The 8,939-nt window shown below is 39.5% G+C and carries 7 protein-coding genes; all 7 read left to right on the top strand.

Translation table 11 applies throughout. The features are described 5' to 3' along the window. Positions 1-238 precede the first annotated feature (238 nt). Positions 239-427, top strand: coding sequence for a 50S ribosomal protein L28 (gene rpmB, locus AC4HAJ_RS08540; RefSeq protein ID WP_491079734.1), 189 nt, complete (start codon positions 239-241; stop codon positions 425-427). A 125-nt stretch (positions 428-552) separates the two neighbouring features. Then, positions 553-918: an Asp23/Gls24 family envelope stress response protein gene (locus AC4HAJ_RS08535; protein ID WP_491079733.1), complete on the top strand. Its 366-nt coding sequence runs from the start codon at positions 553-555 to the stop codon at positions 916-918. After that, entirely contained in the window at positions 918-2,594 is a 1,677-nt protein-coding gene (locus AC4HAJ_RS08530) for a DAK2 domain-containing protein (protein WP_491079732.1), read from the top strand. The genes AC4HAJ_RS08535 and AC4HAJ_RS08530 overlap by 1 nt, the downstream gene beginning before the upstream one ends. Before the next feature lie 206 nt (positions 2,595-2,800). Further along, on the top strand, positions 2,801-4,504 hold the full coding sequence (locus AC4HAJ_RS08525) for an acetolactate synthase large subunit (protein ID WP_491079731.1): 1,704 nt from the start codon (positions 2,801-2,803) through the stop codon (positions 4,502-4,504). Beyond that, on the top strand, positions 4,497-4,979 hold the full coding sequence (ilvN, locus tag AC4HAJ_RS08520) for an acetolactate synthase small subunit (protein WP_491079730.1): 483 nt from the start codon (positions 4,497-4,499) through the stop codon (positions 4,977-4,979). Before AC4HAJ_RS08525 ends, ilvN begins: the two co-directional genes overlap by 8 nt. A gap of 64 nt (positions 4,980-5,043) precedes the next feature. Continuing rightward, positions 5,044-6,066, top strand: a complete 1,023-nt coding sequence (gene ilvC, locus AC4HAJ_RS08515; protein WP_491079729.1) for a ketol-acid reductoisomerase — start codon at positions 5,044-5,046, stop codon at positions 6,064-6,066. A gap of 124 nt (positions 6,067-6,190) precedes the next feature. Next, positions 6,191-8,692 carry a leucine--tRNA ligase gene (gene leuS, locus AC4HAJ_RS08510; RefSeq protein WP_491079728.1) on the top strand — a complete coding sequence of 834 codons (2,502 nt, stop codon included), beginning with the start codon at positions 6,191-6,193 and terminating at the stop codon, positions 8,690-8,692. The last annotated feature ends 247 nt before the right edge of the window (positions 8,693-8,939 follow it).

The following is an 8,939-nucleotide window of genomic DNA, read 5'->3' as shown; positions in this document are numbered from 1 at the left end:
TTTGATGACTAGGTATTTCTTTGACTCTATCATAGTTAGTTCTATTTTCCTCATCTTTCTAGTTTACCAGACGGGACATTTTCACATTCGACCTAGCTAAGACATTATCATTTTCGAATGATAGATAAGTGAATTATTTTTTAAATAACTTGCTAAGTCTGATAAAATCTGATAGACTAGTTTAGTATGTGGTGCTAGCACATCCGTAAGTAAATAAAATAGGAGGAGCATTGTAAAAATGGCTAAAGTATGTTATTTTACAGGTCGTAAAACGCGTTCGGCGAACAACCGTTCCCACGCCATGAACAAAACAAAACGTACTGTTAAACCTAATCTTCAAAAAGTGACTGTCATGATCGATGGTAAACCTAAAAAAGTTTGGGTTTCAGCTCGTGCCCTAAAATCAGGTAAAGTTGAACGTGTTTAATGCTTATCATTAAAAGGAGTCTCATATGAGACTCCTTTTAAGTTGCTGTGATGCAGGCGGTAATCTTTGTACTTTAACTTTAGAATATGATAGAATGAATTGATAAAATGTTGAGAGGTGGCAGTATGGCTGTAAAAATTAATACTAAAGATGGTCAAATAGAATTATCAGATGACGTTATTGCAACAGTCGTTGGTGGTTCAGCAACAGAGATTTTTGGGGTTGTTGGAATGGCAAGTAAAAGTGCCATCAAAGATAACTTTCAGGCCCTCCTTCGTAAGGAAAATTACTCTAAAGGGGTAGTTGTGAAGGCCCTGGAAGCAGGTATTACAGTCGATGTTTATACTGTTATGAGTTATGGTGTGAAGATCAGTGAAGTCTCAAAAAATATTCAAGAGCGAGTGAAGTTCAATCTTGAGAATCAGCTTGGTATTCACGCAGATGTTGTCAATGTTTATATTCAAAATATCAAAGTTGTAGGAGAAGATTAGTGGCAAATATCACGACAAGCTTATTCCAGGAAATGGTACAAGCTGCGGCTACTCGACTTGGAAATCAAGCAGAATATGTTAATTCTTTGAATGTTTTTCCCGTTCCGGATGGTGATACGGGGACAAATATGGGTATGACTATCGAAAATGGTGCCAAAGCTGTGGCTGACAGACCAGCCTCGACTGTGGGAGAAGTTGGCCAGATTCTTTCAAAAGGGCTTTTGATGGGTGCTCGTGGAAATTCTGGTGTCATAACATCACAGTTGTTTCGTGGCTTTGGCCAATCGATTAAAGATTTGGGTGAGCTGGACGGTAAAGCCTTGGCAGATGCTCTTCAGGCTGGTGTGGAAGTAGCTTATAAAGCTGTTATGAAACCTGTTGAAGGGACTATTCTCACAGTTTCTCGTGGTGCCGCTGTGGCAGCCATAAAAAAAGCTGAGTCTACAAATGATGCTATTGAAGTTATGAGGGCAGCTCTCGATGGAGCAAAGGCAGCTCTTGCTAAAACACCAGATATGCTTCCTGTTCTCAAAGAGGTTGGTGTTGTGGATTCAGGAGGCCAAGGTTTAGTTTATATTTACGAAGGCTTTTTAGCTGCTCTGACAGGTGAATATATTGCATCAGAGGAGTTTACAGCTACTCCGGCTAACATGAGCGAGATGATTAATGCAGAGCATCATAAATCTGTTGCAGGTCATGTAGCTACTGAGGATATTACCTTTGGTTATTGTACAGAGATTATGATTGGTCTTCGTAAGGGTCCTACCTATGTTAAAGAATTTGACTACGAGGCCTTTAGAAATTATCTTGGTGATCTTGGAGATTCATTATTGGTAGTTAATGATGATGAAATTGTTAAGGTCCATGTGCACACAGAGGATCCAGGCTTAGTTATTCAAGAAGGTCTTAAGTACGGTGCCCTTGTCAAGGTCAAAGTAGACAATATGCGAGGACAACACGAAGCTCAACTTGAAAAAGAAGTAGCTAATAGTGATTTGTCTCAGCAATCAGCTGAGAAAAAATTATTTGGCATTATTGCTGTGGTAGCTGGCGACGGTTTGGCAGAGATTTTTAAATCACAAGGTGCTGATTATATTATTTCTGGTGGTCAAACTATGAATCCGTCAACTCAAGATATTGTTGAAGCGATAGAGGCTATAAATGCTGAGAATGTCATCATCTTGCCGAATAATAAAAATATATTTATGGCTGCTCAGTCAGCGGTAGATGTCGTAGATGTTCCTGCTGCGGTTATCGAAACGCGTACAATACCACAGGGGTTAGCTAGCTTATTATCTTATAATCCAGGAGCTAGTTTAGAAAATAATGTTGCTGCTATGTCGTCACGCTTGTCAGATGTGACTAGTGCTAGTCTTACCTTGGCAGTTCGTGATACCACCATTGATGGACTTGAGATACACCAAGATGATATCTTAGGAATGGTTGATGGAAAAATTCTTGTATCTGAAGCGGACATGAAGTCAGCTTTTCTTGAAACGATTGAAAAGATGGTTGATGAAGATAGTGAAATCATTACCCTTTATATTGGTGAAGAAGGGGATAAGGCTCTAGCTGAGGAAGTTTCTGCCTGGGTTGAAAGTCAATATGAGGATATTGAGGTTGAAATCTACCAAGGTGACCAGCCTGTATACCCTTATATTATGAGTGCAGAGTAAAGTGGAATGGGTGAAAATCTGGGAGAAATCTCAGATTTTTTTGTTAGGCAGCAGAAGTTTAGTGTCAATTTTCAAGATTCGATCTTTCTTTAAAAAATTATCATAATTTTCAGAATAAACCTTGAAATATTTTTTGAAAATGATATGATATTATCAAGATTTTTGAATTGTTAGAATTTTCTAGCAAATATAGTAAAGGAGGGTATATGGGCCAAATCAAATTAGACAAGCCAAGAAATGGATCTGAATTAGTCTTGGATACTCTGGTTGAATTAGGTATAGATACAGTATTTGGTTATCCTGGTGGAGCTGTTCTTCCCTTGTATGATGCGATATATCAGCATGATGGTATTAATCATATTTTGGCACGGCATGAGCAAGGTGCTTTGCATGAGGCTGAAGGTTTTGCCAAGTCGACAGGTAAGCTCGGTGTTGCCATTGTGACCAGTGGACCTGGTGCAACTAATGCTATTACTGGGATTGCAGATGGTATGAGTGACAGTGTTCCTATGTTAGTGTTCACCGGTCAAGTGGCTACCCCTGGTATTGGTAAAGATGCTTTTCAAGAAGCGGATATTATTGGTGTTACAATGCCAATTACTAAATATAACTATCAAGTTAGAAGTACAGCGGATATTCCCAGAATCATTACTGAGGCTGTCCATGTTGCTACAACAGGCCGTCCCGGTCCGGTTGTTATTGATTTGCCGAAGGATATTTCTGAAAAAGTGGTTACAGCGATTGATGATCCTGCAGTAAATGTCCCTGGTTATCAGCCAACAGTTGAGCCCAATCCACTACAAGTTGAGAAAATATTGTCTGAGCTGAAACGTTCTAAAAAGCCTGTCATTATTGCGGGTGGGGGTGTTAATTATGCTGGGGCATCTGAGGAACTTCAATTGTTTGCAGAACGTTATGATATTCCTGTTGTTTCTACATTGCTTAGTCTAGGAGTTATGCCGGTTGATCATCGTTTATCCCTAGGTATGGGAGGTATGCATGGCTCGTATGCTTCTAATATGGCGATGCATGAAGCGGATTTTATTATTAACTTCGGATCACGATTTGCTGACCGTCTGACAGGTAATCCTAAGACATTTGCCAAGGGCGCAAAAGTTGCTCACATTGATATTGATCCTGCTGAGATTGGTAAGGTGGTAGCAACAGATATCCCAATAGTAGGTGATGCTAAGCAGGCTTTAGAATTATTATTGGAATCTGATACTGTGAAGACACGTCATGAGGCTTGGACTCAGGAAGTTTTAGAAAAAAAGGCTAAAGCGCCTTTCTCTTATGATTTTGACGATAATATTATCAAGCCTCAGCATGCGATAGAAATTATAGGTGAGTTGACACATGGAGAGGCTATTGTTGTGACAGATGTTGGTCAACATCAGATGTGGACAGCACAGTTTTATCCTTATAAACATGAGAGACAGCTGATAACTTCTGGTGGGCTTGGGACCATGGGCTTTGGAATTCCTGCTGCTATTGGGGCCAAACTTGCAAATCCTGACAAAGAGGTCGTTCTTTTTGTTGGTGATGGTGGTTTTCAGATGACTAATCAAGAGTTGGCTATTTTAAATGGCTATCGAGTACCGATTAAAGTTGTGTTAATCAATAATCATTCTTTGGGAATGGTTAGGCAATGGCAAGAATCATTTTATGATGAACATAGGAGTGAATCTACCTTTGATGCTGAACCTAATTTCCAGATGATGGCTGAAGCTTATGGTATTAAGCATTATAGTTTTTCAGATCCAATAACTTTGGAAGAGGATTTGAAAGTCATTAAAGAAAACAAACCTATGTTGATTGAGATCAACATTTCAAACCGTGAGCATGTATATCCGATGGTACCTACAGGTAAGTCAAATGCTGAGATGTTGGGGGTGAAGTTCAATGCGTAGAATGCTAACAGCAAAACTTCAAAACTCAACTGGTGTGTTGAATCGATTCACAGGTGTTTTATCTAGACGGCAGGTTAATATCGAGTCTATTTCGGTAGGTAAAACTGATGAACGCAACATTTCTAGGATAACGATTATTATTGATGTGGATAGCTTAGATGATGTTGAGCAAATTATTAAGCAACTAAACCGGTTGATTGATGTTGTAAGAGTTCGTGACATTACGGATATGCCTCATATAGAGCGTGAAGTTGTCCTTATTAAGTTGGCGGCGCCGACTAATAAACGTGCCGAAATTTTAGCCGTGATTCAACCTTTCAGGGCTAGTGTTGTGGATGTAGCACCTAAGTCCATCACTATCCAGGTGACAGGGGATATGGATAAGGTGGAGGCTTTACTCAGAGTTGTTAAGCCGTATGGTATTCAAAATGTAGCCCGTACTGGTACGACAGGATTTTCTAGAGATTTATCTTAAAATTGTTAGATTTACGTTAACTTTTGCCCGATGGGCAGTATGATATAGATAGGAGTATATAATTATGGCAGTAACTATGGAATATGAAAATGATGTGACAGTTGATGCGCTTCAAGGCAAAAAGATTGCAGTAGTTGGTTATGGTTCTCAGGGGCATGCACATGCGCAAAATCTACGTGATTCAGGCTATGATGTTATTATTGGTGTTCGTTCTGGTAAATCCTTTGATAAGGCAAAAGAGGATGGTTTTGGAACTTATGAAGTTGCAGAAGCTACAAAGTTAGCAGATGTTATCATGATTTTGGCTCCAGATGAAATTCAAAAAGATATCTATAAAGATGAAATTGCACCAAATTTGACAGCTGGTAAAGCTCTTGGATTTGCACATGGGTTTAATATTCATTTTGAATATATCAAAGCTCCAGAAGATGTAGATGTATTTATGGTTGCACCTAAGGGACCTGGTCATCTTGTACGTCGTACTTATACTGAAGGTTTTGGCGTCCCTGCGCTTTATGCAGTCTATCAAAACCCAACGGGTCATGCTAAAGATATTGCTATGTCGTGGGCTAAAGGCATTGGATCAGCTCGTGTTGGACTTTTGACTACAACCTTCAAAGAAGAAACGGAAGAAGATTTGTTTGGTGAACAAGCTGTTCTTATGGGTGGTTTGACTCATCTTATCGAAGCAGGTTTTGAAGTGTTGACAGAAGCGGGATATGCACCAGAATTGGCTTATTTTGAAGTTCTTCATGAAATGAAATTAATTGTGGACCTCATCTATGAAGGTGGTTTTAAGAAAATGCGTCAATCATGCTCAAATACGGCTGAATTTGGTGATTTTGTAACTGGACCTCGTGTTATTGGTCCGGAAGTAAAAGAAAATATGAAAGCAGCTCTTGCTGATATCCAATCAGGTAAGTTTGCGCGTGAATTCGTTGAAGACCATGATGCTGGATTCCCAAGATTGAAAGCATTTCGTGAAGAAGCTGCTAATCTTGAAATTGAAAAAGTTGGTGCTGAACTTCGGAAAGCAATGCCATTTGTCAATCAAAACGACGATGATGCTTTCAAGATTTATAATTAGTATGATTATCAAAAAGGGCCGTAGGGTCTTTTTTTGTTTTTGGGACAATACCTTGTCCTAGCATTTAAAAAAACTGTTAAAAATGATATAATCACGAGGACTATATATAAGGGAGAACTACTCTATGTCTTTCTATAACCATAAAGAAATTGAATCTAAATGGCAAAAATTTTGGGCGGAACATCGCACTTTTAAGACAACTGCAGATGCAGCGAAGCCTAATTTTTATGCACTAGATATGTTTCCGTATCCATCTGGTGCAGGTCTTCATGTCGGACATCCAGAAGGCTATACGGCAACAGATATACTGAGTCGTTACAAACGTGCTCAGGGTTATAATGTTTTACATCCTATGGGCTGGGATGCTTTTGGTTTGCCAGCAGAACAGTATGCTATGGATACAGGTAATAATCCAGCAGATTTTACAAAGCAAAACATTGCAAATTTTAAACGTCAAATTAATGCTTTAGGATTTTCTTACGATTGGGAGCGTGAAGTTAATACCACTGATCCAAATTACTACAAATGGACTCAATGGATTTTTACAAAGCTCTATGAGAAAGGGTTGGCCTATGAAGCAGAGGTTCCAGTAAACTGGGTAGAAGAACTTGGTACAGCAATTGCCAATGAGGAGGTTCTCCCTGATGGGACATCTGAACGTGGTGGTTATCCTGTTGTTCGTAAGCCTATGCGTCAATGGATGCTTAAAATAACAGCTTACGCAGAACGCTTGTTAAGTGATTTGGATGATTTGGATTGGCCAGAGTCTATCAAGGATATGCAACGTAACTGGATTGGAAAATCTGTAGGAGCTCATATTGATTTTAAGGTTGATGGCACGGATAAATCTTTTACTGTGTTTACTACACGTCCGGATACACTTTTTGGTGCCACTTATGCAGTGATGGCACCTGAGCATGAATTAGTAGATGTTATTACATCTTCTGAGCAGAGACAAGCTGTTGAGGAGTATAAGCACCAAGCTAGTTTGAAATCTGATTTGGCTCGTACAGACCTCAATAAGGACAAAACAGGTGTTTGGACAGGTGCATATGCAATTAATCCGGTTAATGGGCGCAAAATTCCAATTTGGATTTCTGACTATGTCCTAGCAAGCTATGGGACAGGAGCTATCATGGCAGTTCCAGCACACGATACCCGTGACTGGGAATTTGCTAAAACTTTCGACTTGGATATTGTTCCGGTACTTGAAGGTGGAGATGTTGAAAAAGAGGCGTGGACAGAAGATGGCCCGCACATCAACTCAGAATTTCTTGATGGATTGGATAAGGAAGAAGCCATTGAAAAAATTATTGAATTTCTAGAAGAAAAAGGCTTTGGAAAAAAACAAATTAACTATCGTTTACGTGATTGGCTTTTCAGTCGCCAGCGTTATTGGGGTGAGCCAATTCCAATTATTCATTGGGATGATGGTACCTCTACAGCGGTTCCAGAAAATGAATTGCCACTAGTACTTCCAAAAGTATCTGATATCAAACCTTCGGGGACTGGAGAATCTCCATTAGCTAACTTGACCGACTGGCTGGAAGTTACTCGTGAAGATGGCGTGAAAGGACGTCGTGAAACTAACACCATGCCACAATGGGCAGGATCAAGTTGGTATTACTTACGCTATATCGATCCACATAATGACGAAAAGCTTGCTGATGAAGATCTCCTTAAGGCCTGGTTACCAGTCGATATTTATATCGGCGGAGCAGAGCATGCGGTTCTTCACTTGCTGTATGCTCGCTTCTGGCATAAATTCCTCTATGATCTAGGCGTAGTTCCAACCAAGGAGCCATTCCAAAAACTCTTCAACCAAGGAATGATACTAGGCGCAAGCTATCGTGATGGGAGAGGCGCTTTAATTGCAACAGATAAGGTTGAAAAACGTGATGGTGCTTTCTTTAATATTGAAACTGGTGAAGAGCTAGAGCAGGCGCCTGCAAAAATGTCTAAATCCCTCAAAAACGTCGTTAATCCAGACGATGTTGTTGAACAGTATGGTGCAGATACTTTGCGTGTTTATGAAATGTTCATGGGACCTTTAGATGCCTCAATTGCTTGGTCGGAAGAAGGTCTTGAAGGAAGTCGTAAATTCTTAGACCGTGTTTATCGTCTAATAATGAGCAAGGAGATTACTTCGGAAAACAATGGTGCACTAGATAAAGTCTACAACGAAGTTGTTAAAACTGTCACAGAGCAAATTGATGCTATGAAATTTAACACGGCATTAGCTCAACTTATGGTTTTTGTCAATTCTGCGAATAAAGAGGAAGAACTTTTTGTAGATTATGCTAAGGGCTTTGTACAATTATTGGCACCATTTGCTCCTCATTTAGGTGAAGAATTGTGGCAACATCTTACCGATACAGAAGACTCAATTTCTTACGTAGCTTGGCCAAAATGGGATGAAAGTATGCTTACCGAGGATGAAGTTGAAATTGTGGTTCAAATCCAGGGTAAAGTCCGTGCTAAACTCATGGTTGCTATGGATCTTTCAAAAGAAGATCTCCAAAAAATTGCTCTAAATAACGATAAAATCAAGGCTGAAATAGAAGGTAAAAATATCGTTAAAGTTGTAGCAGTACCAAATAAATTGGTTAATATTGTTATTAAATAAATAGATTAGATTCAGGCTTCATTCTAAATAGGATGGAGCTTTAAAAATAGCAAAAAATCCTTGACAAACCCCATTGAGAGGTGCTACACTAATGTAGCTTGAGAAGCGACGGAATGCCTGTAGGAAAAAAACTTTCCAAAAGGCTTGACAAAAGCCTATTGAGGTAGTAGACTATAAGAGTTGCTTTAAGCATAAGCAAAGACCTTTGAGAACTGAATAGACAAGAAACCAAGCGTGCGGGTTGTAG

The organism is Streptococcus sp. ALY_211 (assembly GCF_058314555.1).
Note: the sequence above shows the minus strand (reverse complement) of the source record. Positions and strands in the feature narration are given on the sequence as shown.

Excerpts from the sequence above, each read along its gene's own strand:
- rpmB (WP_491079734.1), top strand. The coding sequence starts at position 239 with ATGGCTAAAGTATGTTATTTTACAGGTCGTAAAACGCGTTCGGCGAAC.
- AC4HAJ_RS08535 (WP_491079733.1), top strand. The coding sequence starts at position 553 with ATGGCTGTAAAAATTAATACTAAAGATGGTCAAATAGAATTATCAGAT.
- AC4HAJ_RS08525 (WP_491079731.1), top strand. The coding sequence starts at position 2,801 with ATGGGCCAAATCAAATTAGACAAGCCAAGAAATGGATCTGAATTAGTC.
- ilvN (WP_491079730.1), top strand. The coding sequence starts at position 4,497 with ATGCGTAGAATGCTAACAGCAAAACTTCAAAACTCAACTGGTGTGTTG.
- ilvC (WP_491079729.1), top strand. The coding sequence starts at position 5,044 with ATGGCAGTAACTATGGAATATGAAAATGATGTGACAGTTGATGCGCTT.
- leuS (WP_491079728.1), top strand. The coding sequence starts at position 6,191 with ATGTCTTTCTATAACCATAAAGAAATTGAATCTAAATGGCAAAAATTT.